At 41.1% G+C, this 23,820-nt stretch carries 23 protein-coding genes; 18 read left to right on the plus strand and 5 right to left on the minus strand.

From position 1 onward, the window contains the following. Positions 1-5: 5 nt before the first annotated feature. The 16 genes from P1X15_RS22450 (at position 6) to P1X15_RS22525 (ending at position 16,869) form a co-directional block, all read left to right on the plus strand. Positions 6-1,160: an acyltransferase gene (locus P1X15_RS22450; protein WP_277340381.1), complete on the plus strand. Its 1,155-nt coding sequence runs from the start codon at positions 6-8 to the stop codon at positions 1,158-1,160. After that, on the plus strand, positions 1,126-2,385 hold the full coding sequence (locus P1X15_RS22455) for a glycosyltransferase family 4 protein (protein ID WP_277340382.1): 1,260 nt from the start codon (positions 1,126-1,128) through the stop codon (positions 2,383-2,385). Before P1X15_RS22450 ends, P1X15_RS22455 begins: the two co-directional genes overlap by 35 nt. After that, positions 2,385-3,710: a hypothetical protein gene (locus P1X15_RS22460; protein WP_277340383.1), complete on the plus strand. Its 1,326-nt coding sequence runs from the start codon at positions 2,385-2,387 to the stop codon at positions 3,708-3,710. Before P1X15_RS22455 ends, P1X15_RS22460 begins: the two co-directional genes overlap by 1 nt. A 35-nt stretch (positions 3,711-3,745) precedes the next feature. Next, on the plus strand, positions 3,746-4,720 hold the full coding sequence (locus P1X15_RS22465) for a GDP-mannose 4,6-dehydratase (RefSeq protein WP_277340384.1): 975 nt from the start codon (positions 3,746-3,748) through the stop codon (positions 4,718-4,720). After that, positions 4,717-5,730 carry a glycosyltransferase family 1 protein gene (locus tag P1X15_RS22470; protein WP_277340385.1) on the plus strand — a complete coding sequence of 338 codons (1,014 nt, stop codon included), beginning with the start codon at positions 4,717-4,719 and terminating at the stop codon, positions 5,728-5,730. Before P1X15_RS22465 ends, P1X15_RS22470 begins: the two co-directional genes overlap by 4 nt. Positions 5,731-5,740: 10 nt before the next feature. Next, positions 5,741-6,910: a glycosyltransferase gene (locus P1X15_RS22475; protein ID WP_277340386.1), complete on the plus strand. Its 1,170-nt coding sequence runs from the start codon at positions 5,741-5,743 to the stop codon at positions 6,908-6,910. A 5-nt stretch (positions 6,911-6,915) separates the two neighbouring features. Further along, a complete protein-coding gene (locus tag P1X15_RS22480; protein ID WP_277340387.1) occupies positions 6,916-8,049 on the plus strand; it encodes a glycosyltransferase family 4 protein in 1,134 nt (377 codons plus the stop codon). Continuing rightward, a complete protein-coding gene (locus tag P1X15_RS22485) occupies positions 8,042-8,611 on the plus strand; it encodes a DapH/DapD/GlmU-related protein (RefSeq protein WP_277340388.1) in 570 nt (189 codons plus the stop codon). The genes P1X15_RS22480 and P1X15_RS22485 overlap by 8 nt, the downstream gene beginning before the upstream one ends. After that, a complete protein-coding gene (locus P1X15_RS22490) occupies positions 8,601-9,431 on the plus strand; it encodes a glycosyltransferase family 2 protein (protein ID WP_277340389.1) in 831 nt (276 codons plus the stop codon). Before P1X15_RS22485 ends, P1X15_RS22490 begins: the two co-directional genes overlap by 11 nt. Before the next feature lie 66 nt (positions 9,432-9,497). Then, the gene (locus P1X15_RS22495) at positions 9,498-9,893 is read left to right on the plus strand and encodes a VanZ family protein (RefSeq protein WP_277340390.1); all 396 of its coding nucleotides are present in this window, start codon (positions 9,498-9,500) and stop codon (positions 9,891-9,893) included. Positions 9,894-9,962: 69 nt separating this feature from the next. Then, entirely contained in the window at positions 9,963-10,709 is a 747-nt protein-coding gene (locus P1X15_RS22500; protein ID WP_277340391.1) for a WecB/TagA/CpsF family glycosyltransferase, read from the plus strand. Positions 10,710-10,924: 215 nt separating this feature from the next. After that, positions 10,925-11,302 carry a glycosyltransferase gene (locus P1X15_RS22505; protein WP_277340392.1) on the plus strand — a complete coding sequence of 126 codons (378 nt, stop codon included), beginning with the start codon at positions 10,925-10,927 and terminating at the stop codon, positions 11,300-11,302. Positions 11,303-11,826: 524 nt separating this feature from the next. Then, complete coding sequence (locus P1X15_RS22510; protein ID WP_277340393.1) at positions 11,827-12,855, plus strand: hypothetical protein; 1,029 nt, start codon at positions 11,827-11,829, stop codon at positions 12,853-12,855. Continuing rightward, positions 12,830-13,690 (plus strand): YjbH domain-containing protein, encoded by an 861-nt coding sequence (locus tag P1X15_RS22515; protein WP_277340394.1) that lies wholly within the window; start codon positions 12,830-12,832, stop codon positions 13,688-13,690. The genes P1X15_RS22510 and P1X15_RS22515 overlap by 26 nt, the downstream gene beginning before the upstream one ends. A 260-nt stretch (positions 13,691-13,950) precedes the next feature. Beyond that, complete coding sequence (locus P1X15_RS22520) at positions 13,951-15,084, plus strand: YjbH domain-containing protein (RefSeq protein ID WP_277340395.1); 1,134 nt, start codon at positions 13,951-13,953, stop codon at positions 15,082-15,084. 369 nt (positions 15,085-15,453) lie between these two features. Continuing rightward, positions 15,454-16,869, plus strand: coding sequence for an exopolysaccharide biosynthesis polyprenyl glycosylphosphotransferase (locus P1X15_RS22525; RefSeq protein WP_277340396.1), 1,416 nt, complete (start codon positions 15,454-15,456; stop codon positions 16,867-16,869). A 99-nt stretch (positions 16,870-16,968) separates the two neighbouring features. Here P1X15_RS22525 and P1X15_RS22530 read toward each other — a convergent pair whose 3' ends face one another. Further along, complete coding sequence (locus P1X15_RS22530; RefSeq protein WP_277340397.1) at positions 16,969-17,634, minus strand: tyrosine-protein phosphatase; 666 nt, start codon at positions 17,632-17,634, stop codon at positions 16,969-16,971. Positions 17,635-17,848: 214 nt separating this feature from the next. Continuing rightward, entirely contained in the window at positions 17,849-18,301 is a 453-nt protein-coding gene (dtd, locus tag P1X15_RS22535; protein ID WP_277340398.1) for a D-aminoacyl-tRNA deacylase, read from the minus strand. Positions 18,302-18,384: 83 nt separating this feature from the next. On the opposite strand from dtd, the gene P1X15_RS22540 reads away from it, so the two are divergent. Beyond that, on the plus strand, positions 18,385-19,872 hold the full coding sequence (locus tag P1X15_RS22540) for an arylsulfatase (protein WP_277340399.1): 1,488 nt from the start codon (positions 18,385-18,387) through the stop codon (positions 19,870-19,872). 114 nt (positions 19,873-19,986) lie between these two features. Here the strand turns inward: P1X15_RS22540 and P1X15_RS22545 are convergent, their stop codons facing one another. The 3 genes from P1X15_RS22545 to P1X15_RS22555 all read right to left on the minus strand — a co-directional run bounded on the left by P1X15_RS22545 (position 19,987) and on the right by P1X15_RS22555 (position 22,951). Next, the gene (locus P1X15_RS22545; RefSeq protein ID WP_277340400.1) at positions 19,987-20,679 is read right to left on the minus strand and encodes an alpha/beta hydrolase-fold protein; all 693 of its coding nucleotides are present in this window, start codon (positions 20,677-20,679) and stop codon (positions 19,987-19,989) included. An 81-nt stretch (positions 20,680-20,760) separates the two neighbouring features. Next, positions 20,761-21,972, minus strand: a complete 1,212-nt coding sequence (gene kbl, locus P1X15_RS22550) for a glycine C-acetyltransferase (protein ID WP_277340401.1) — start codon at positions 21,970-21,972, stop codon at positions 20,761-20,763. A gap of 25 nt (positions 21,973-21,997) precedes the next feature. Then, a complete protein-coding gene (locus P1X15_RS22555) occupies positions 21,998-22,951 on the minus strand; it encodes an NAD-dependent epimerase/dehydratase family protein (protein ID WP_277340402.1) in 954 nt (317 codons plus the stop codon). A 192-nt stretch (positions 22,952-23,143) separates the two neighbouring features. On the opposite strand from P1X15_RS22555, the gene P1X15_RS22560 reads away from it, so the two are divergent. Beyond that, the gene (locus P1X15_RS22560) at positions 23,144-23,605 is read left to right on the plus strand and encodes an Lrp/AsnC family transcriptional regulator (protein ID WP_277340403.1); all 462 of its coding nucleotides are present in this window, start codon (positions 23,144-23,146) and stop codon (positions 23,603-23,605) included. The last annotated feature ends 215 nt before the right edge of the window (positions 23,606-23,820 follow it).

The raw sequence follows: 23,820 nt of genomic DNA on the forward strand, positions 1-23,820 counted from the left end.
CCCGAATGAGTGATTTACATATAACTAAAAAAGATCATTTTGGTTGGATCGATATTTTGAGAGGGCTTGCTTCTTTTGGCGTTGTATTGTTTCACTCTAGGGTGGATCTTTGGGTAGGATGGCAAGCTATTCAGCAACATCCAGAAAAATTTTCAGTAGCTGATAAAATCGTGGCATGGCTTTCTATTCCCACTCCGTTTTTAGGGTCAACGGTAATGTTATTCTTTGTAATAAGTGGTTTTTGTATTCATTATCCATCTGCGCTATCTTCAACTTTACCTCTTCGACACTATTTTATTCGACGAATGGCTCGCATCTTACCACCTTACTGGGCGGCAGTCTGTGTAAGTCTTTTAAGTGAGTGGGTATGTCATATTTTTTTTCAGCAGGAAACATCACCAGGGCAAACAATTGGAAAGACTTTTTTGATGTTACAAAATTATCCCCCTCAACCTGGACAACTGATTTCTAATCCTTCACTTTGGTCGTTACCGGTAGAGGTAGAACTTTACATTGTTTACCCGTTTCTTTTTTTTCTTAGTCATAAGATAGGAATACGTTACTCGTTGGCACTTATAGCTTTCATTTCGTTGGTAGCATTGGGATTATCAATCTTTGTCGCTCCATGGATGGAAGCTGATTTTTTAAAATACTGGATTATTTGGTGTGCAGGAGTGGCATTAGCCCAGTTAGTAAGAACGGATCAATTACCTGCATGGAAAGTAGTCTACTGGGGACCCATGTTGTTGATTTTAGGCATAGCCCTGTGGATGGAAATGAAAAAAATATTGCTTCCAGTAGGGCATTTTGTATGGGCTACGATTTACTTCTTTCTATTGTGGTTTTGCCTGACTCGCACCGCTCCTCGTTTACTCCTTCCTAAAGTGATCTATGATTCATTGGTTTGGTTAGGGAAAATCTCCTACTCTCTTTACCTAATCCATTTTCCTCTATTTAGATTATTGGGTGCTTTTTGGGTGGATAAGATGGGTAGTAAACCAACCAATTTTCTAATTTGTCTTTTTTCTTCATGCATAGCTTTAGTGGTAGCGGCTATATTTTATAGATTAATTGAATTCCCGGCTCATCAATTAGCACGCCGATGGGGGCGCAAACCAACTACCAATGAAAATAGTCTTATCACATCCTACCGCCAATAATTTTACTCGTGCGCTTGTTAGTACACTTGTTGAGAGGGGAGAACTAGGAGCTTTCTATACTTCATTAGCAGTTTTTGAAGAGAGCTGGCTGCAAGCTGGTATCTCAAAATTTTCAGCTAATCTAGGACGTCGATCTTTTAAGCCTATGCTTAAGCCGTTTACCCATATCTATCCCTGGTATGAAGCTGGACGACTTTTAGCGAGGGCATTGAAGTTAAATCAGTTATTAGAACATGAGACAGGCTTTTTTTGTGTGGACGAAGTATACCGTCGTCTAGACATGCATGTAGCCACTCAGTTGACTCATAGACCTCAACATGAAAAAGTGGTGTATGCTTATGAAGACGGAGCTCTATATACTTTTAAGCAGGCAAAGAAGTTGGGACTGACATGTGTTTATGACCTTCCTATCGCTTACTGGGAAACAGGTCAAAGGCTGATGGCGGATGAAGCACAACGGTTACCCGCATGGGCGGGTACTTTGGGGGGGGGGATAAAGGATTCTTCCGAAAAATTGGAAAAAAAACATAAAGAGTTACAATTGGCAGATGCTGTTGTGGTTCCAAGCCAATTTGTGGTTGATTCATTGCCCGACTGGGCATTACAAAAAAAAATTATTGTATCTCCTTTTGGAACACCAACTATTCATAAGGGTGTAGAAACGAATTGGCGAAAAGTAGATAAAGGCCCTTTAAGATTACTTTTTGCAGGTTCGATGGGACAGCGCAAAGGGCTTGCAGATCTTTTTGCTGCGATGCGCTACTTTCAGCCGCATGAAATAGAGTTGGTTGTGATGGGCAGTTTACAAGCCCCTATGGATTTTTATCGGAAAGAATTTTCTGATTTTACATATGAACCAGGCCGCCCTAATGAGCAGGTGTTGGCATTGATGAGAACATGTGATGTTTTTTGCTTACCTTCGATTGTAGAGGGAAGGGCATTGGTAATGCAAGAAGCGATGAGTCAAGGGCTGCCATTGATCATTACAGCAAATACAGGGGGAGCAGATTTAATTGAAGAAGGTGAGACAGGATTTGTAGTACCTATGCGCTCTCCGGAGAAGATTGCGGAAAAACTTAATTGGTTTTTAGAAAACCGAACGGCATTATTTCATATGAAGGAAGCGGCGCAAAAAAAGGCGGCGACATATACTTGGAAAAAGTATGGATATACGATTGCTGAAGCAATAAAAGAATTATTAAAAATAACTTCATTGAACAACTAATGATTACAGAGCCTATAAGTTTGAAAGAAACCCAATTGCCTAAAGACGCTCTGAAGTCGTTATATATGGTGAAACGGCTTAAGCAAGGAGTATGGCTTTATTTTTGGCTTTTAATCTTTGAAGGTGCTTTGCGTAAATGGGTTTTGCCGGGGCTGTCCAATCCCCTCCTTATTGTAAGGGACCCGATTGCGATTGTTGTGATGTTGATGGCTTATCGAAGTGGTTATTTTAAAGTGAACGGTTACATAGCCTTCAGTATTTTTATTACATTTATTGCCTTTATCACAACTTTATTATTTGGGCATGCGAATCTATTTGTAGCTTTATATGGGGCACGTATTATGCTTATTCATTTTCCCTTTTTGTTTTTGATAGGCCGTCTATTTTCATTTCAAGATGTGATTAAAATAGGAACAGTTTTGCTATGGCTTTCTGTTCCCATGACAGTGTTGATTGCCTTTCAGTTCTACAGTCCTCAATCGGCTTGGGTAAATCGAGGGATTGGGGGAGATATGTCAGGGGGAGGGTTTTCTGGAGCAATGGGTTATTTTCGTCCTCCAGGGACTTTTTCATTTATCTCAGGGGTAGTTTTATTTTATGGACTAACAAGTATCTATGTACTTTATTTTTGGCTGGATGGTCGTATTAAGATCAATAAAATATTACTAATTTCCTCTACTATCGCACTAATAGCAGCTCTTCCTTTATCGATCAGCCGTTCTTTGTTTTTTACCTATTGTGTAGGTATTTTGTTTGCTATAATGGTTGTCGCTCGGAAACCTCGATATTTAATGAGAATGCTTTTCGCATCAATAGCTTGCGTAGGAATACTAAGTCTTTTAGAAAGTCTTGCTTTCTTTCAAACCGCAACGCAGGCATTTACATCACGTTTTGAGATTGCAAATGCATCAGAAGGAGGTGTCGAAACTACTATTTTAAATCGATTTATGGCCGGTTCTTTTGATGCCATTAACCTAGAAGGAGAAGATTTAATATGGGGTAAGGGACTAGGTATGGGAACTAATGCAGGCGGGAAATTATTGAGCGGAACCCAAACGTTTCTTATATCAGAAGGAGAATGGGGGCGTCTTATAGGGGAGAATGGGCTAATTCTAGGGTTATTGGCTATTATTGTTAGATCTCATTTGCTTTATAAGATGAATATCAGCGCTTATAAATCTCTTAGACAAAAGAATATCCTTTCTTGGCTGTTTTTGAGTTTTTCGTTTGTCCCTATTTTACAAGGCCAATGGGCACAACCTACCTCTTTAGGATTTTCAGTATTAGCTGGCGGATTACTAATAGCTTCATTGAAACGTCAGTAGTATATATTTTATTGCAAAAATTTATTGAAAAAATTATGTCTTCTACTGCCATTATTACGGGAATTACGGGTCAAGACGGTGCTTATCTTAGTCGTTTTTTATTGGAGAAAGGGTATAAAGTAATTGGGATTGTTAGAAGTTACACAAGCAGTGACGTAAGGGGGCTACGTTTGTTAGGAATACAAGATAAAGTAGAATTAGTGGAGTGTGATTTAACTGACTTGTCGCAAGTAATTTCGGTAATTGGGAGTACGCGCCCTACGGAAGTATATAACTTGGCAGCTCAAAGTTCTGTGGCATTATCTTTTAAGCAACCGATCGGTACTATTAATTTTAACATAATTTCGGTTTTGAATTTGCTTGAGGCCATTCGGTTGATCAAGGCCGATACAAAGTTTTATCAGGCATCTAGTAGTGAAATTTTTGGAGGGACTAATCAATTACCTATTACTGAACAAAGTGCAATAAATCCTATTAGCCCTTATAGTATTTCTAAAGCTTCCGCGTACTGGATTACTAAAAATTATCGTGAAGCGTACCATATTTTTAGTTGTAGCGGTTTTCTATTTAATCACGAATCATATCTTCGAAGCGAGAATTTTTTTATAAAAAAAATTATAAGAGAAAGTATTCGAATTCAAAGAGGTGTGGCAAACCAACTAGAAGTTGGAAATATTGATATAAAGCGCGATTTTGGCTGGGCTCCAAAGTACGTTGAAGCTATGTATTTGATGTTGCAACGGAGCGAACCTGAGGATTACGTGATTTGTTCTAATACATCGGTTTCACTACGTTCAATTATTGAATACGTCTTTACTAAATTGAAGATTTCTATGGAATGCCTCAAAGTACGTTCTGATTTTTATAGACCTACAGAAATTCCCGATATATATGGTAGTAACAGCAAAGCAAGACAGGAGTTGAATTGGCAATATGATTTATCTTTTTTTGATGTTCTAGATATTTTAATTGAAGAAGAACTGGAGTATGTTAAGAAGCAGCAACTATGAGTGTTAAAAAACCAGTCATTTATTTTTTTCAACGCCGCCCTCGGAAAGGCTTTAGCTTTAGTCTTGAATATATCTTTGAAGATGTAAGAAAACGCCTTGAAGGAAAAATAGAAGCAGAGGTGAAAATTTGTTCCTATTTCAATGATGGGTATTTTACTAAATTCTATAATATACTAGAGGCAAGTATCCGACAGGGGAAAGGCATTAATCATATCACAGGAGAGGTTCATTTCTTAAATCTTTTGATGAAGAAAAACCGGGTTTTGTTGACGATATTAGACTGTGGAATGATGTACCGCAAAAAAGGACTTGCGCGTCTTATTATTCGTTGGTTGTATCTTTCAGGTCCAGTAAGAAAAGCTAGACTAGTTACAGCAATTTCGGAAGCTACTAAGCAAGAAATTATTGCCTTTACCGGCTGTAGTGTAGATAAAATTGTCGTTGTTCCTGTCGCTGTTTCACTTGCATACCAACCTGCCCTCAAAGTGTTTTGTAAAGAGAAGCCTACTATCTTGCACGTCGGATTAGGACACAATAAAAATATTTTTAGGCTTATCGATGCCTTGGAGGGGATTTCTTGTCGATTAAGCATTGTGGGTAAACTCACTCCAGAGCACAAAGAAGCATTGAATCGACGTAACATTGACTATGTTAATAGCTATGATCTGTCCGCAGAAGAAATGGTACAAAGATATCGAGAATGTGATATTCTTTCTTATGTATCGACCTTTGAAGGGTTTGGAATGCCCATTGTGGAAGCCAATTGCATAGAGCGAGTGGTGGTAACGAGCAATCTTTCTTCCATGCCTGAAGTGGCAGGTGATTCGGCATGTTTGGTTGATCCTTTTAATATAAATGATATACGGCGTGGCATTCTAAAAGTAATCGAAGATGATGATTACCGAGAAGCCCTTATTGAACAAGGGCGTATCAATCGACTTCGATTTGATGCAGATACTATTGCTGATTCTTATTATCAACTATATTGTAAAATGCAGGAAAAATATTAAAAGTAAAAATTTGAAAGTACTACGCGTCATCTCTAGTATAAATCCAACTTCTGGAGGGCCAGGACAAGGCATTCGAAATATGATTCCAGCCCTTGAGCAATTAGGAATAGCCAATGAAGTGGTATGTTTGGATGATACGAAAGCTAATTTTATTACAAAATCGCCTTTCACTATTCACGCTTTAGGAGAAGCAAATAACCCATGGAGCTATCATCCTCAGTTGTTGCCTTGGTTGAGGGAACATTTACTACGTTTTGATGCGGTGATTGTGCATGGTTTGTGGCTTTATCATGGGTTTGCGGTTTACAAAGCCTTAAAAGTTCTTCAGAAAGAAGGAAAACAGATTCCTAAAATGTACGTGATGCCGCATGGAATGCTAGACCCTTGGTTTCAGCGAGCGGAGGGGCGAAAATTAAAAGCGATTCGGAATTGGGTTTACTGGAAGTTGGTCGAACAAAAGGTAATACACGCCGCCGACGGTATTTTGTTTACCTGTGAAGAAGAATTAAGGTTAGCAAAAGAAACCTTTCGACCTTATGCGCCCAGACGTGAATTGAATGTAGGATATGGTATACAACCCCCACCTCCTCGTTCTAAGGAAATGGAGACGGCATTTTATCAGCAATGTCCTCAAATACAGTACTCGCCTTATTTGCTTTTTCTGAGTCGTATCCACGTTAAAAAGGGTGTTGATTTGTTAATCAAAGCATATTTGCAACTTAAAAAAGAGGGATTGGCGCTACCAAAACTTGTCGTGGCGGGGCCAGGATTGGAGACCACTTATGGTAAAGAAATGGTCCAATTGGCGAGTGTTGATAAAGATATTGTTTTTCCGGGAATGTTAAGCGGAGATGCCAAATGGGGGGCATTTTATGGTTGCGAGGCTTTTGTGTTACCAAGTCACCAAGAAAACTTTGGAATAGCAGTGGTGGAGGCATTAGCGTGCGGAAAAATAGTGTTGATTTCTAACCAAGTAAATATTTGGAGAGAAATAGACGCGGGCAAAGCAGGAATTGTTGAGCCTGATACACAAGAAGGTGTAGTGAATTTATTGAAAAAATGGTATAAGGCAGAAAAAGTAGGACTTGATGAAAAGGCCGAAACTGCCTTTAAGCAGTATTTTTCGGTCAGCGAAGCAGCTACGAAACTACAGCAATTATTTATGAAAATTTTAATATAATTATTATGAAAATTTCTTTTGTCCTAGGGCATGAACTTCCATTCCCTCCTAAAAAAGGCGGGGGCGTTAATTCATTGCTGTTAGGATTATGTCGTGGATTAGTTTCTATAGGGCATGAAGTTAGTGTATACTCTCCTTTAGCGGAAGGTTTATCAGAGGAAGAGATTGATAATGGAATTACACATATAAGAGTTAAAGGTATGCCTAGAAAAAAAAATCATGTAATTAATTTTATTATGGGAATTCCTTATGTATTAAGGGTTATGTCTCGCTTAAAAAAAAGTGATGTTTTAAGTTGCCATCTTCTCCAAGGTTTTTTATTTACAAAGAACAATAAAGCAACGATTGTTACCCATACAATCCATCGAGATCCAAAAAAATTTATATATTTTTTTTTAAAACTTGATAGAATATATGTGGGAAGTGATAATGTTGCTCAAGACGCGAAACTAATTGTTCCAAAAATAGATAATATTATAAAGACAGTTTATAATTGTGTAGATTTTTTAAATTATAGTCAACCGACTTTAAAAAAAAGAAATGGATTTATTGAGTTTGTATATATAGGTCGCTTTTCAAGAGATAAAGGTGTTGTTTCTTTAATAAAAGGATTCTGTTTAGCAATAAAAGAAAATCCTTTTATTAAATTAAAATGTATTGGCCCTATAACTTCTAGCGAAGGCGGAGACGAGGAGTTATTCTTAGAAATGAAAGAATTAATAAGTGTCAATGGTGTTTCTAATTATATTACTATTTGCCCACCAATCTTTGATAGGGAAAAATTAGATGTTGAAATAAAAAATTCTGATGTAGTTGTCTTACCTTCAATTGGGGGTGAAACTTTAAATATGAGTATATTGGAATGTATGCGCATAGGAAAAGCTTTACTTATTTCTGATTTACCAGCTAACCAACCTTTAGTGATAGAAAATGTAACAGGTGAATTTGTTAAAGCTGGGGACGTTGAAAGTTGGAAAGAGAAAATTATTACCATGTCTGCGGATATAGATAGAATTGAAAAATTTGGAGAAAATGCATATTTGTATGGGAGAGAAAAGTTTTCTTGTGAGAAAATTGCTGATACATATGTTAAAGACTTTAAAAAATTAATTGCCGAAAAACGTTATAGGAATGGTTAAAGTTTATGAGCAAAACTCTGCATTTGATAGCCCTTGGACTGTTTCTCAGCGCTTTAAAATGCTACTATGGGAATATTTTTGGTATTTATTTTGTGTTTGGACCCCTAAACCAGCAAATAGCTGGCGGGTGTTTTGTTTGAGGCTGTTTGGTGCTAAGTTATATGGGAAACCTTTTGTACATCCTAGAGCAAGGATACAAATTCCTTGGAATTTAATTATGCATGACCGAGCATGTATAGGAGATAGAACAAATATATATTCGCATGATATTATTGAGATTGGACCGTATGCAACAGTTGCTCAAGAAGTATACGTTTGTACTAGTACTCATGCGTTTAATAGAGAAGAATTTAATTTAGTGACCAAACCAATTCGAATCGGGGCTAATGCTTTTATTGGGGCTAGAGCTTTTATTTTGCCTGGTGTCACAATTGGTGAAAATGCTGTAATTGGAGCTTTAAGTTTAGTCACTAAGGATATGCCTGCTTGGATGGTGTGTGCGGGCCACCCTTGTAAACCAATTAAACCACGTGTTATTAGTGAATTAAATGATGCCTCTTGATTTAACCATAGCCATACCCGTTAGAAATGAGGCCAAAAACTTGCCTTTGTGTTTAGCGGCGATTGGAAATAATTGGGCACGGCAAGTAGTGGTTATTGATTCTAATAGTACAGATGCTACTTGCCAAATCGCTAAAGAATGGGGGGCAGAAGCGGTGAATTTTGAGTGGAATGGGCAATTTCCCAAGAAGCGCAATTGGTTTTTAAGAAATCATACGCCCACTACCAAGTGGGTTTTGTTTTTAGATGCCGATGAGTACCTGACTCCTGAGTTTAAGAAGGAAATAGAAGTGGCTTTGAGTAATGATGAATACGTAGGTTATTGGCTTCGCTACACCATTTATTTTATGGGGAAGCAACTCAAAGGAGGCTATCCGCTGCATAAGTTGGCTTTGTTTCGGGTAGGGGCAGGAGAATATGAGCGGATTGATGAAGCCCAATGGAGCCAATTGGACATGGAAGTACACGAGCACCCGGTTTTGGAAGGTAAAGTAGGGGTCATAAAAAGCAAAATTGACCACCAAGATTTACGAGGAGTAACCCACTACGTGAATAAACATAACGACTATGCAAGTTGGGAAGCAGCGCGTTTTTTGAAGACAAGTAAGGAGGTAAAGGCCAGTGGTAACTGGACTTGGAAACAAAAAATAAAGTATGGATTGATGCGTACGCCTTTGATTGGTCCTGCTTTTTTTGTAGGGAGTTATTTTTTGATGGGTGGTTTGCGGGATGGTACGCGGGGCTTGGCTTTCGGGATTTTGAAAATGGCGTATTTTACGCAAGTGTATTGTAAAATAAAGGAACTTGAAGAAGAGATATGAACATTTTTTGGACACAACGTTTCACGGAGTTTTGTTCACAGAGTGACACAGAGATAGATTTATTTAATGAATAAAGTACAGCTGCTTGTCGGAGGCGGAATGCTGCTGGGAGTTATTTTAGTGCTGCTGTTAAGCTGGATTCCCAACCCTAACGTGGGAGATATTTTGCCCGTTCCGGCGAGTATTCGCTATTGGATTAATGCCAACGGAAATGTACGTACTGCCGTGCCTCTGGGCGTGTTGGGATTTGGGGTAGAGTGGGTATTGCAGTCAAAAAATAAAGGTTGGCGGTGGCGCGGTTGGGCGTGGTTGGGGTTGGTTGGGATTGTGGCCGTAGCCGAACTTGGTCAAATGCTGTTGCCTAGTCGCTATCCCGATTGGGGGGATATTTTTTACGGTGCTCTAGGTGCTGCCCTAGGGATAGTAGGAGCTAAAGCAGTGGCCTTGATATCTAAAAGATAATTCAACACCTCCTCTCCCCAGAAAGGCCGTGACGCCGTACCGTGAGGGGGTGGGGGAGAGGTTAAAAAAATGAAAACAATCAACATATTAGGAATTGCTTTTTGGGATGATTCGGTAGAGTCGTGCTACGAGCATCTCAATCAAAAAGGAGGCTTGATGATGGCACCTTCGGGGCCGGGCTTGGGGAGTATTGCCCGCGAAAGGGAGTATTACGAATCGGTACAGCAAGCCGATGTGGCAATACCTGATAGCGGTTATATGGTGTTGTTATGGAATTTGTTCCGCCGTCCCAAAATCAAACGGCTGTCGGGGCTGGCGTTTATCAATTACTTTGTGGAGCAGTTTCCCAAAGAAACCAATCGGCGTTTGCTTCTGGTCAATCCCACACCCGACGAACAGCGAGCCAATGTGACTTATCTACAGTCTTTAGGGGTGGCTATCACGGAGCAAGATTGCTACATTGCGCCCCTCTATGCCAAAGGGAAAGTGGAAGATGAGGCCTTGTGCGCTTTTATCGAAGCCAAAAAGCCCAATTGGGTGTTGATTAACATCGGCGGTGGTACGCAAGAGATTTTGGGGGCATACCTCAAAAAGCACCTTAGCTACCAACCCGCTTTGGTATGCACAGGAGCGGCGATTGCGTTCAAAACAGGAAAACAAGTGCATATCCCGGCGTGGGCAGATCAATTGTATTTGGGGTGGTTGGTGCGGATTGCGTCGGCACCGTCAAAGTACTACAAACGTTATTTAGAAGCGATTCCGCTGCTAGGATTGATTATTCGTTATGGCGAAAAAAAAGTCATAAAATTTGTCTAAAATTCCCTTCATTTTTAAAATATTACCGTTCGATAACTTTTTGTATAAATTTATGTACCAATTGATAGTGATTTAAATGGTATTTGGTATAATTGTGAGGAAGTAGTTCATTATTAGTGCATTAAGACTCTGTCATATATTCACGCAGAATTTTAACTAACACAATACGCTTACTAGCTCGGGAAACTTTTACACCCTACCGGCCACCGCTGGAAGTGGTAGTAGGGTTGGGAGTAGAAGCCAAATGGGGTGCGTTGTATGGTTGTGAGGCTTTTGTACTACCAAGTCACCAAGAAAATTTTGGGATAGCGGTGGTAGAAGCGTTGGCCTGCGGAAAACCCGTGCTGATTTCGGATCAAGTAAATATTTGGCGAGAAATCGCCGATGGAGAAGCGGGCTTGGTCGCAAAAGATACGGTAGAGGGTACTCGACGTTTGTTGATAGAATGGGAGCTATTAACTGCTGAGAAAAAGAAAAAAATGGTGGAGCAAACTAAAAAAGTATACGCACAGTATTTTTCGATAGAAAAGTCAGCAACCAATATAAAAGCTTTGATAGAACAAAATCTTGAGGTACAAACGACAGCCGTATAGGTCTCAGGATTTAAAAATGGTTGCCTTTAAAAGTTTTTTATGTGCTAATATATAATAAAATATACTAATATTTGATAATACTTTTAAAAGAAAATTTTGTATTTTTTGTATTTTTTAAAAAATATATCATTGATTATAAGTGATTTATGGTTGGTAGTTTTAGACTTCTTTGTTTTTATATAATAAAAAAGCGTATATTTGTAATATACTATAAAGTATTCAATCCCTACGATATTTGTTGAAAAAGTATTAACGCACACAAAACCTGTGATTTGTGTCTGTGCTAGGTGCTAATGGTCTGTGTGGTAGAATGAGGTAGCACTTGATCAGAGTGCGGAAATGTCGTTTGGCAAAGGGTAACGATACCTCATAATCGCAATTAAATACATTGATAGTAAACGAATATAAAAATAACAATTAAAAGTAGTATGATGCATGGATGATGTGCGTGTATACTCATACGTTAGTTTAATTAAATAAAATAATCGTAATGATATAACCTGCATACTTAACAATTGAAGACAATGAAAAAAAGAATGCTCTCTTTCATGGTGTACGGCTTGGCGTTGACGCTGGTCATGTACAACTGCTCAAAGGGTGACCCGCTGGGACCCAATGAAAAAATCATGGACGGACTGAAAAAGATTGAAATGGAAAAAGTGGAAATCGAAAAGTCTGAGCCTGCCAAAAGTACGCCTGGGTCGTTTGAGGCGTCGGCCAAAGTAACGGAAATCGAAAAATTGGTGGCGCAAATTACCCCTTCTGGTGCGATTCCGGCCAATCTCAAAACGTCGATTGAGGAGTTGTCGTCGGTATTGAATACGACCGAAGTCGCAGCTCTGTCAGGAATTTCCCCCCAAACACTAGCGGCGATGGAATCAGGCGCAGAGGCTCCTGCTAATATCAGGGCGATTTTGGAGAAAGTAGCCAATGATTCCCGCCTCAAAGCTTACATGAACAATGTGGTATTGCCTACGCTAGATGAGTCACCTCTGGTAGATAAAACAAAAGGTCTACAAATCCCTAAAAATGCGCGGATAACTTCTGATCCTTTGTCGCAGTGCTTAAATAACGTTGAAAATCAATACAATACCACCGTTACTACGCTACAATCTAACCGCACCACACAGCTTGCACAAGTAGAGACTACTTATCAGCAGACTTTGACCAACAATGCCGCCACCGAAACTAGTTGTATCTCGACTGCCACGGCTCGCTACCAACCTTTGAGAGCGGCAGCACAGGTGTCGAAAACAGCGGCAGCTGCCGCCTTGGAAGCCGCCAAAAGCTCACTTCCACTTGCCACTTATACAACTTTGAAAGCGATGCTTAATCTTGGAACGGTGGTGTTTATCACACAGCTCAACAACTTTGAGACTACCGACAAGAAAGTATGTACGCAAACCAAGTTGGTCAACAATAACAACGCTTTGACCGCCCGCAACAACAGCAATGCAGCCGTCGAACTTGCCTATCAAAATGCACTTGCGCAGGCTAATGCAGCCAAAGCCGCAGCCATCGCGCTTTGTGAAGAACAACACGATCAAGGATAATTACAGCTCGTCGATGCAACTAGCAAGACGAAACCACCACCACACTTTTTTACTCCTCTTTTGGGTAATGGTGTGGTGGTACTTACCCACCTCCGCTCAAGTGAATCTCTCGGGGAAATCAGGACTGATGTATACCCCCTCCGCCGTCATGACTGATGACGGATACCTTAGTTTTGGGATAAACTACAACCCTATTCGTTATGCATTAGGTAATCGTAATAGAAATCCAGAACGTATTTTCTTTACAAACATTACTATTTTGCCTCGTTTAGAAATAGCTCTAACATTGCTTCAGAAATTTGATACAGATATCCAAAAAATCGAAAAAGAGGGGATTGGCGACCGAGGCATGGATTTGCGGTATCAAATACTGAAAGAAACCGAAAAACAACCAGGCTTGGCGGTGATTATGACGGTGCCTTTTACAATCGACGGAGCGATGCTCACTCATGTAGTGGTGGCCACTAAGCATTTTGAGATAGCGCGTGATTGGAAATTGGAAGTAAGTGCGGGCTACGGAAGTCCTTATTTTGTGTATCGGCAAGGAAGTACCAATACCAATTACAGTTTTTTGTCGAATTTTGTGTGGCAAAAGAAAAGTACTTGGCGCTATCGGAATCATTATTTGGAAGGGCCTTTTGGCGGGTTGAGTGTTAGTTTTCGTCAAAAAGCAGGGCTGATGGCAGAGTATGATTCTCAGCATTTGAATGTAGGAGCTTACGCTACTTTCTTTAAAAAGTGGACTGTGCAAGCGGGCTGGCTCAATGGTGACCAATTTATGTTTGGGACTTCTTTTGGTGTCAATCTGCTCAAGTTGCCTAGGAAAGTCAAGTAATTGTTAATCGTGGTTTTGCGTCGGAGACGCAGTGCCGTTGTTGCCCCAAATCATAGTTTGAGGCAAGTTTTTGCGTCAGAGAGGCAGTGCCGTTCTTGCCCCAAATCATAGTTTGAGGCAAGTTTTTGCGTCGGAGAGGCAGTGCCGTTGTTGCCACAAATTATAGTTTGAGGCAAGTTTTTGCGTCGGAGACGCTATACCGTTGTTGACCCAAATCACAGTTTGGGTCAAGTTGTTGATAAGAAATAAAAAAGTAAGTAATGATAAGAAGTAGACTGTTGATTTTAGTAGGATGTTTGGGGACGGGGCAATTGCTGGCGCAGACTGTCTCCCCAAAAGATCAAAAACGCAGTCGAAATTTTGAAAATGTTTGGATAGATAGCCTTACGAAGACCGTCTATTACGAACAACGTCTCTACCGAAATCCATTTATCGGACTGCACGAGATGCGGAAAGTAGTCAAGGATTCAAGTATTCGGGATTTTGTGCCACTGATGCAGGGGATACCGATTGCCAAGTACCGGCTGGGACCCACTTTAGAAGTGCTGCCCTTGGGCGAACAAGAGCGATTATCGTACAGGGCCTTATCGGTCTTTCCGTACCAACGACGCGATTATAAATTTGATTTTTGGATTCAACCCGTCTTCGCTGCCCGTTTTGGGAATTTTTTGAAACCTGTGCGGAGCAATGCCAGTATTTTGCTCCAAAGCCAAGTGTATTTGTTGCCTGGGTTGACGCTGTATTGGGGAGTGCTTTTTCCCATTACCAATGAGCTTGACAACCGCCCGCAGATTGTTAGACCCGCACCCGTATTTTTGAATAAATTTTACGCCAAAAAAGACCATTTTTTAAGTGCCTCGTTGGGCTTTTTTCACAACGATAAGTACGGACTGAATGTGCAATACCGTCGCGTGGATTTTAACAAACCGTGGTCTTATGGTTTGGAAGTAGGAGTAACGGGCAATTATTACTATCCGAGAGGGGGGATTTATTATGACCAACTTTACGAGTTGTTGCTACTAGCAGATGTGGCCTATTGCTTTCGACCGCTTGATCTTACCCTTAAATTAACGGGGGGGCAGTTTTTGTGGAATGACAAAGGCGTGAGGTTTGATTTTATTCGGCAGTTTGCCAATGTTGAAATTGGGCTGTTTGCCTTCATGACGCAAAATGGCTCCACGGCAGGTTTTAACTTTGCGGTGCCGATTCCTCCCGGAAAGATTATACAAGGCAAAAAAGTAAGGTTGCGTACGACTGAGGAGTTTAGATGGGAGTACTTGTATGCAGCCACTTTTAAGATTGGGGAGCGCTATCAGGTAGGGTATCAACTGGATCAAAGACTGCGACAGTATCATCAGTTTTATTTACAACGACAATACCAGCAATTGAAATAATATATACCAAAATGATATTTGTATTTTTTTGTTTTTTACGAACAATAGTTTATGAACAATTACCGATAAAAATCTCAAAATCAGAATATATAACAACTTTAAGAATTAATAGCGATTTTAAAGGGATTCTATGAATAAGGGTATCATTCGGTAAGTTTTTGGAAAAATATACCATTTTTTATTATGAATTTTTAAGAATTGTTCGTAAAATTGTGCACTGCGCCCTGCTTGTGAGATAAATCGAATGAATATCGGTTTATATTGTAAAAAAGCAAGAATTTGTTTAAGTGATGCATTGGCCATTTCATGCCTTTACCTAAGCAAATTATATAACGATAAACAAGTATCCACCTTAAAGTTTTAGACGTTATGGCACAGAACTCATTGTTACCTAGTGCGGTCAATTACCGAATTCATAGGCGCCAAAGCTACACACGCTTGGTGTCGGATGGTCTTGTTGCACTTCTTTCGTATCTTATTGCAGCTCAGTTGGTGGGGCGTCATTTAAGACAAGTCGATTTGCTGGTGGTGGGTGGTTTGTGCATGACTTGGTATTTTACTTCAAAAGCTTCGAAGCTATATGATGATTTCCGGACGGTGACGTTTGTGGATGAGATATTGGCGCTTATTCCTAATGTGATTGTTCAGTTTTTGGTGATTTCGGTGTCGTTGTTTTTCCTAAACGATGACATGCGAGCGCGTTTATTTGCGGTGGTATATGTGGCGGCAATGTCTAGTATATTGACCCTCAAAATGTACAGTTCTCGCAAAATCTTACGGTACTTTCAAGCCAATGGTTTAAACCAGCAAAATTTGGTGATTGTGGGTGAGAGAGAGCAGGTCGATAGTTTGAAAACATTGATAGAAGGCAACCCTCAGTTTGGGTATCAGATTGCGGGGCTCTGGACTTACAAACTCACCGACCGCTTGCCTTTGACTGAAACGCTTAATTATTTGAGAGGTCTGATTCAGCTGCAAGCCATTGATGAGTTGGTGATAGTACAAGGGCAATTTGAAGAAAACTACGTAAGAGGGCTTATCAACTGGGCTGATACCAAAGGTATTTTGGTACGATTTACGCCAGGTTTTTTTCAGTTTAGTGCTTCTCGCTATTCGTTAGAATTGTTTGGTAATTTTCCTTTAATAACAGTGCGTAGCACACCTCTCGAAATGGATTATTGGTGGATGGTAAAAAGAGCTTTTGATGTGATTTTTAGCGTTGCGTTTTTGGTATTGGTAGCCTCTTGGCTATTTCCTATCATTGCGATTGCGATTTGGCTAGACTCAAAAGGCCCGGTGTTTTTTATTCAAGAGCGCTGGGGAATGAAAGGTCGTAATATTGGAGTATGGAAGTTTAGAACCATGCACCACAATGCCCCGACGGTCAAAGACAAAGGTGGGTTTCAACAAACGACCCAAAACGATGCTAGAGTAACCAAAGTTGGGAAGTTTTTGCGTCGTACTAATTTAGATGAACTTCCTCAATTTATCAATGTATTTTTGGGGAGTATGTCAGTAGTCGGGCCTCGACCACATGCCGTTAAACATAGCCTCGAAACCTTACCCCACATCAACAATTATATGATTCGTCATCGTATCAAACCGGGCATTACGGGATGGGCACAAGTAAGCGGTTTTAGAGGAGAGACTCACGAAATAGGACTGATGCGGAAACGGGTAGATTATGATATTTGGTATATCGAAAACTGGAGTTTGGTATTAGATATGCAGATTGTGATTCGTACCGCTTATAATATGCTCAAAGGTGATCCGATGGCTTATTGAGTTTTAACGGTAATAGTTATACGTAAACTCGTAATAATACAAAAAAGCCCTTCTCCTGTCAGGAGAAGGGCTTTTTTGTAAAGGAGGAAAGTCTTTTTGTCAAAGTGAGGGATTGAGCCACTCGTAGTTGGAGAGTTGGCGATTGAGTTTTGAGTCTGCCGCAAAGCGTTTGAGTGCTTCGAGATGTTTTTTGTGGTGCAAGTCGGTACCCAGAAACGACACCATGTTTTTTTGGAGGAGATTGTGTCCTACTGTACTTACATGCTTGCCATAGTAGCCCGTCAGAGAAAGGATATTGATTTGAAACAAGCATCCTAGCTGGTGTAAGTGCTCAAGCTCGGCCATTGAAAAATAGTAATAACGCTCAGGATGAGCCAAAATGGGCACAAAACCACGGGCTTGCACTTTGAAAATCGCGCTTTCGTAATTGAGTACGGGGGCAACATACGAAAGTTCTACCAGTAGGTATTTAGCGGCGATAGGGAGAACAGTGTCGTTTTCAATGAGTTTGTCAAAGTTTTCATCGATCATGTATTCCGCCGCCGCTTCTAGTTTGATTTGTAAACCTACTTCAACGATTTTTTCTTGAACTACTTTGAGCACTTGCAAAATCTTCGCAGGAGTGTTAGGATAGAGGTCGGTCATTACATGAGGAGTGGTGATGACTTTCTGAAAACCTAATTCTTGTAGATTTCGTAAATACTGTAGGGTACTTTCTAAATCAGGGCTCCCGTCGTCGATACCAGGAAGTAGGTGGGAGTGCATGTCAACTTCTAGTTTCTCGATAATTTTAGGGTTACTTTTTGTAAATAGTTTGGTGATAAGGGACATAATTATATGGTGTTTAGGATTATTCTATTGTATACTATAATAATTTGAATCACAGTGTTTTGGGTGGGGATGGTGCCGTGAAAGTAATGCTTTTTGATAAAAAAACATAGTCGAATAAGGATAAAAAAATGGCAAATTGGTATATGAATTATTGACGATTTTTGGAGTCAATCACGATTGTAACAGGGCCATCATTGAGGAGAGAAACTTTCATGTCGGCGCCAAATTCGCCCGTTTGGATGGGGTGCTCCAAAAGTGTAGACAATTGACCTATCATTTTTTCATAAAGTGGAATAGCTACTTCAGGTCGAGCGGCTTCGATAAACGAGGGCCGGTTTCCTTTTTTAGTACTTGCATGTAGGGTAAACTGACTGATAAGCAGGATATTTCCACTAACAGCCTTGAGGTCGAGGTTCATTTTTCCTTCTTCATCCGAGAAGATTCTCATTCCGACTATTTTTTTTGCCAACCACTCTATGTCTTCGTGGGTGTCGGTATGAGTAATGCCTAATAAAACAAGAAATCCATTTTGGATTTGACCTTTGATATGGCCTTCGATTGTGACGGATGCTTTGCTCACTCTTTGGATGACTGCAATCATAAACAATAAGATAAGGTATATATTTTGTGCAAAATAAAGGTTTGTACTAATTTGCAGGCTAACTTCCCCAAACCTTTTATATTATGATTCGTTTGTTTCCACTTTTATTATTAGGACTTGTAGGTTTCTCTTTTTTGAGAACCACCCCACCCACGACTCGACCCAATATTATATACATTTATGCCGATGATATGGGCTATGCTGAATTGGGGTGTTATGGACAAAAAAAAATAAAAACGCCGCATTTGGATAAACTGGCAAGCGAAGGCATTCGTTTTACTCAACATTATACCAGTACACCTGTCTGTGCGCCAGCCCGCTGTCAATTGCTTACGGGTAAGCACGCGGGGCATTCGTATATTCGGGGTAACTACGAATTGGGCGGTTTTCCAGATTCTTTGGAAGGGGGGCAGATGCCGCTCTATCCGGGGGCTTTTACGATTGGGCGGATGTTGCAGGGTGTAGGCTATACGACTGCTTGCATTGGGAAGTGGGGACTTGGGATGGCCAATAGCAGCGGAAATCCTAATAGTCAGGGGTTTGATTATTTTTATGGCTACTTAGACCAAAAGCAGTCACACAATTTTTATCCTACTCACTTATGGGAAAATGGTAAGTCGGTTCCGCTCAACAATCCGGTAATTGATGTACACAAAAAACTCACGCCCGAAACGGCAACGGAGGCGGCCTTTGCTTATTATAGAGGGAAGGATTATGCGATTGATAAAATGGCCGAAAAGGCATTGGCTTTTGTGAAAGAAAACCGAAATCGTCCTTTTTTTCTATACTTACCTTTTACGACGCCGCACGTTTCGCTTCAAGCACCCGAAGAGGCTGTCAACGAATGCATAGGGAAGTTTGATGATAAACCTTACTTAGGAGAAAAAAGCTATGCTTCAACTCCTTATCCTAGAGCGACTTATGCGGCCATGATTACGTACATGGACAAGCAAGTGGGGGCATTGATGCAATTGCTCAAAGACCTCAAAATTGATGATAATACCATCGTGATGTTTTCGAGCGACAATGGTGCTACTTTCAATGGTGGGGTCGAAGCCGCTTATTTTAGGAGCGTGGCAAATTTGCGAGGCCTCAAAATGGATGTATACGAAGGGGGAATTAGAGAACCCATGATTGCGCGGTGGCCCAAAAAAATTCCTGCCAATCAGGTCACCGACCATGTGTCGGTGCAATACGACGTGATGGCTACTTTGGCTGACATAGCAGGATATACCAAAACGATTGATACAGATGGCCTTTCTTTTTTGCCCACTTTGCTCGGCCAAAAAACGAAACAAAAAAAACACGCCTATCTCTACTGGGAATATCCCGAAAAAGGTGGACAGTTGGCGATTCGTATGGGGAGTTGGAAAGCTGTCAAAACCGAAGTTCGTAAAAATCGGAAAGGGCCTTGGGAGTTGTATGATTTGAGTAAAGATGAAAGCGAAACAACCAACGTAGCCGCTCAACATCCTGAGTTGGTTCGACAGTTTGATGAGATAGTGGAGCGGGAGCACGTGCCTTCACACCTCAAAGAATGGGAGTTTGTATCGCCTAAATTCGGCCAATAGAAGTTAGAGATTGTTCAAATTTTAGGCTGTGCGTCGGAGACGCAGCACCATTTTTTTGACCCAAATGATAGTTTGGGTCAAGCTATCGCTCTTGTATGTTATGTTGTCGTAGAGTTATTTCTTAAACTGCAACATCCATTTATAAATATCATAAACCTCACGCTTTTCATAAAGCCAATGAATACCGTGTCCTTCGTTTTCGAGTTTTGTATAGGTAATACGGCCTTGACATTTTTCTAAGGTTTTGACTTTGCTATCGGTTTCAGAAATAGGAACTACCTCATCTTCAGTGCCGTGGAAAGTCCAGATGGGGATATTTTTGAGAGAACAAAGGCGCTCGGTGTCACTAAGCCATGCGCACAAAGGTACAAGCGCGGCAAAGGTATTGGGATAATCTTTGGCAACTTCAAATACACCACCGCCACCCATGCTCACGCCTGTAAGATAGATACGGCTAGGGTCGACACGGTATTTGCTTTGTAATTCTGCGTATAAGACCGAAAACCAATCTTCAGAAAACCAGTATTTGTTGCTAGGACACTGAGGAGATACCGCAATAAAATCAAAATGCTGCCCTTGTGCCACGGCGCGCGGAATCCCGTAGCCTTTTAGCTTGTTTAAATCATCGCCGCGTTGGGAGCTTCCGTGGAGATATATCAAAAGGGGATATTTCTTGTTGCTTTGTTGGTAGTCTTGAGGTAAATACAGATGATAATTGTATTTAGCTTTGGGCTTTTCTAGGTGTTGGGCTTTGCTAGTAAAACCAATAAGTGTGCTGAAAATCAATAAAATAGCGGTGCGTTTCATGCGTAATAGTAGGCTAATTTTAAATCAAAAAGCCAGCCTATATACATAAGCTGGCTCTGGGATAAAGGTAAAAGAAAAAGATTAATTTTCTGCCACTTCGTGGGTGGGAATGACGCCCAATTTTTGTCCTACTTTCACAAAAGCTGCGACGGCGCGTTGGAGATGCTCAGGCTCGTGCCCTGCCGAAATCTGAACGCGAATCCGGGCTTTACCTTTGGGAACCACAGGGTAGAAAAATCCAATGACGTAAATACCTTCTTCCAAAAGTTGTTTGGCAAATTCCTGTGCGAGGGGCGCATCATAGAGCATAATCGGTACAATGGGGTGTTCGCCCGGCAAAATATCAAATCCAGCTTCTGTCATGGCTTGCCGGAAATAGCGGGTGTTGGCTTCGAGCTTATCGCGTAGGTGCGTTGAGCCACGTAATATTTCTAACACTTTGAGCGAAGCTCCTACAATAGAAGGAGCTAAAGTGTTGGAAAACAGATAGGGACGCGAACGCTGACGCAGCAATTCGACGATTTCTTTGCGGGCTGCCGTAAATCCGCCCGAAGCTCCGCCCAAGGCTTTGCCGTAAGTGCCGGTGATGATATCGATACGACCCAACACGTTTTTGTGTTCGGGAGTACCGCGCCCTGTTTTTCCCATAAAACCACTGGCATGGCATTCGTCTACCATCACAAGTGCTTGGTATTGGTCGGCCAAATCACATATTTTGTCTAGCTGAGCAATGGTACCGTCCATTGAAAATACGCCATCCGTGACTATCAATTTGCGGCGACAACTAGCAGCAGCTTGAAGCTGTACTTCCAAATCGGCCATGTCGTTGTGCTTGTACCGAAAACGTTTTGCCTTGCAAAGTCGAATGCCGTCGATGATAGAGGCATGGTTGAGTTCGTCCGAAATAATGGCATCTTCTTCGCTCAAAAGTGGTTCGAAAACCCCGCCGTTGGCGTCGAAAGCGGCTGCGTACAAAATACAATCTTCCGCCCCTACAAAGGCAGCAGTTTGGCGTTCGAGCTCTTTGTGAATATCTTGGGTACCACAGATAAACCGTACCGATGACATGCCAAAGCCGTGATTATCAAGGGTTTCGTGGGCGGCTTTGACTACCTCAGGATGCGACGACAGCCCTAGGTAATTGTTGGCACAGAAGTTTAGGACTTCACGCCCGTCTTGTACGGCGATGACCGATGATTGGGGCGTGACAATGATACGCTCTGATTTATAGAGGCCTGCTTCTTGGATAGAGGCCAATTCTTTCTGAAGTTCTTCTTTGATATTTCCGTACATGATTTTAGAGAATTAAGAGGGGGAGTTAGGCGACTTGGTGATACATTTCAGTCAAGTGCGTAATCATTTCATGGGTCATTTTGGGTAAATCGAAGGCTGGCTTCCAGCCCCAATCATGGCGAGCTACGGAGTCGTCGATGCTCTTAGGCCAAGAATCAGCAATGGCTTGGCGAAAGTCGGGCTGATAAGTGGGCTTAAAATCAGGGAAATACGTTTGGATAGAAGCCGTGACTTGTGCAGGGGTGAAACTCATGCCTGCCAAGTTGTAAGAAGTCCGAACGCTGATTTGGTGGGCAGGAGCTTCCATCAACTCTAAAGTAGCCCGAAGGGCATCGTCCATATAAATCATGGGCAAAAGGGTGTCTTCGGTCAGAAAGCACTCAAAATCAATACCTTGTACAGCGGCATGATAAATAGCAACGGCGTAGTCGGTAGTGCCTCCACCTGGCATAGACTGATAGCTAATCACCCCCGGATAGCGAAGCGAACGCACATCGAGGCCATATCTTTTATGGTAATAAACCGACCAGTTTTCGGCGGCTACTTTACTGATTCCATACACCGTGGCAGGGTCAAGGAGAGTGGATTGGGGTGTTTCGTATTTGGGGGCGTGTTCGCCAAAAGCGGCAATCGAACTCGGTACAAATACCTTCTGGATTTGGTAAGTACGGGCTACTTCCAATACATTGAGGAGGGTTTGCATGTTGAGGTTCCAAGCCCAAAGTGGGTCGGTTTCGCCTTTGGCCGAGAGTACCGCCGCCAAGTGATAAATCTGCGTAACACGATATTTTGTTACAATCGTTGCTAGGGCGGCGGCATCGGTCGCATCGAGCGTTTCGAAGATAGAGGTAGATTGCAATGAAGGGCGAATATCGGTGGCGATTACCCGATCATAACCGTACAAATGCTGGAGCTGAGGCAAAAGTGCCGTCCCAATTTGACCATTAGCCCCAATGATTAAAACAGTGTCTTGCTTCATAACATAACCCTAAAAAGGGTGATTTTGGGGGTGTTGATAAAGTGTAATTAATGGTACAAAGTTAATTGTGCCGTGATAATTAATGAAATAGTTGTTATAAATCAGTTAATTTTATGGTTTATTTGTGATAAATAAGCGATTTTTGCTAAATTGTACTTATGAGTGATATTATAGAAAGAAAAATTTTTGGTAATGGAACAACTTGATGAAATTGACAAAAAACTACTAAGGCTACTACAAGCCGATGCTAAGCTTACGACCAAGGAATTGGCTGCTACCTTAGGACTCACGCTCTCACCAGTATATGAGCGAATCAAACGCCTCGAAAATCTGGGTTTTATCAAACAGTATGTGGCCATTCTTGATAAGGATTTGTTGGGGCAGCCGATTACTATTTTTTGTCAGGTCTCAATGCGCTATCATGACAAAGCATTTATTGAAAATTTTGAGGAAGAAATCCAAAAATTGGAAGAGGTACAGGAGTGCTACCACATGGCAGGGCAAGTAGATTTTTTACTAAAAATCAACGTCGCAAGTTTGGACGAGTATCATGGGTTTGTCAGAAACAAACTTTCGAGGATTGAAAACATTGGCACGCTCAATAGCACCTTTTCTTTAAAAGTAATCAAGAAAAGCTTAGGCTATAGAGTGTAGATGAGGGTGGTTTGATACAGTGAATAGAAACTGACGACGGTCAGTTTTTTGAAAAAAAAGCATTTGGAGGCAATGCAAAATGGAATTTTATGACTTTTTGACTCAATGTAAGTGAGAAAAGAAGCGTCAAGCGACTGTAAATGGGGCAGTGTTATAGTCATTTCACCGGGCAAAATAGTCATTTCACCGCCAAAAAGTTAGATTTCACGGTTCAA

It is taken from the genome of Runella sp. MFBS21 (assembly GCF_029433105.1).
Taxonomy (GTDB): Bacteria; Bacteroidota; Bacteroidia; order Cytophagales; family Spirosomataceae; genus Runella.

Excerpts from the sequence above, each read along its gene's own strand:
- P1X15_RS22450 (WP_277340381.1), top strand. The coding sequence starts at position 6 with ATGAGTGATTTACATATAACTAAAAAAGATCATTTTGGTTGGATCGAT.
- P1X15_RS22455 (WP_277340382.1), top strand. The coding sequence starts at position 1,126 with ATGAAAATAGTCTTATCACATCCTACCGCCAATAATTTTACTCGTGCG.
- P1X15_RS22460 (WP_277340383.1), top strand. The coding sequence starts at position 2,385 with ATGATTACAGAGCCTATAAGTTTGAAAGAAACCCAATTGCCTAAAGAC.
- P1X15_RS22465 (WP_277340384.1), top strand. The coding sequence starts at position 3,746 with ATGTCTTCTACTGCCATTATTACGGGAATTACGGGTCAAGACGGTGCT.
- P1X15_RS22470 (WP_277340385.1), top strand. The coding sequence starts at position 4,717 with ATGAGTGTTAAAAAACCAGTCATTTATTTTTTTCAACGCCGCCCTCGG.
- P1X15_RS22480 (WP_277340387.1), top strand. The coding sequence starts at position 6,916 with ATGAAAATTTCTTTTGTCCTAGGGCATGAACTTCCATTCCCTCCTAAA.
- P1X15_RS22485 (WP_277340388.1), top strand. The coding sequence starts at position 8,042 with ATGGTTAAAGTTTATGAGCAAAACTCTGCATTTGATAGCCCTTGGACT.
- P1X15_RS22490 (WP_277340389.1), top strand. The coding sequence starts at position 8,601 with ATGCCTCTTGATTTAACCATAGCCATACCCGTTAGAAATGAGGCCAAA.
- P1X15_RS22495 (WP_277340390.1), top strand. The coding sequence starts at position 9,498 with ATGAATAAAGTACAGCTGCTTGTCGGAGGCGGAATGCTGCTGGGAGTT.
- P1X15_RS22500 (WP_277340391.1), top strand. The coding sequence starts at position 9,963 with ATGAAAACAATCAACATATTAGGAATTGCTTTTTGGGATGATTCGGTA.
- P1X15_RS22510 (WP_277340393.1), top strand. The coding sequence starts at position 11,827 with ATGAAAAAAAGAATGCTCTCTTTCATGGTGTACGGCTTGGCGTTGACG.
- P1X15_RS22520 (WP_277340395.1), top strand. The coding sequence starts at position 13,951 with ATGATAAGAAGTAGACTGTTGATTTTAGTAGGATGTTTGGGGACGGGG.
- P1X15_RS22525 (WP_277340396.1), top strand. The coding sequence starts at position 15,454 with ATGGCACAGAACTCATTGTTACCTAGTGCGGTCAATTACCGAATTCAT.
- P1X15_RS22530 (WP_277340397.1), bottom strand. The coding sequence starts at position 17,634 with ATGCACTCCCACCTACTTCCTGGTATCGACGACGGGAGCCCTGATTTA.
- dtd (WP_277340398.1), bottom strand. The coding sequence starts at position 18,301 with ATGATTGCAGTCATCCAAAGAGTGAGCAAAGCATCCGTCACAATCGAA.
- P1X15_RS22540 (WP_277340399.1), top strand. The coding sequence starts at position 18,385 with ATGATTCGTTTGTTTCCACTTTTATTATTAGGACTTGTAGGTTTCTCT.
- P1X15_RS22545 (WP_277340400.1), bottom strand. The coding sequence starts at position 20,679 with ATGAAACGCACCGCTATTTTATTGATTTTCAGCACACTTATTGGTTTT.
- kbl (WP_277340401.1), bottom strand. The coding sequence starts at position 21,972 with ATGTACGGAAATATCAAAGAAGAACTTCAGAAAGAATTGGCCTCTATC.
- P1X15_RS22555 (WP_277340402.1), bottom strand. The coding sequence starts at position 22,951 with ATGAAGCAAGACACTGTTTTAATCATTGGGGCTAATGGTCAAATTGGG.
- P1X15_RS22560 (WP_277340403.1), top strand. The coding sequence starts at position 23,144 with ATGGAACAACTTGATGAAATTGACAAAAAACTACTAAGGCTACTACAA.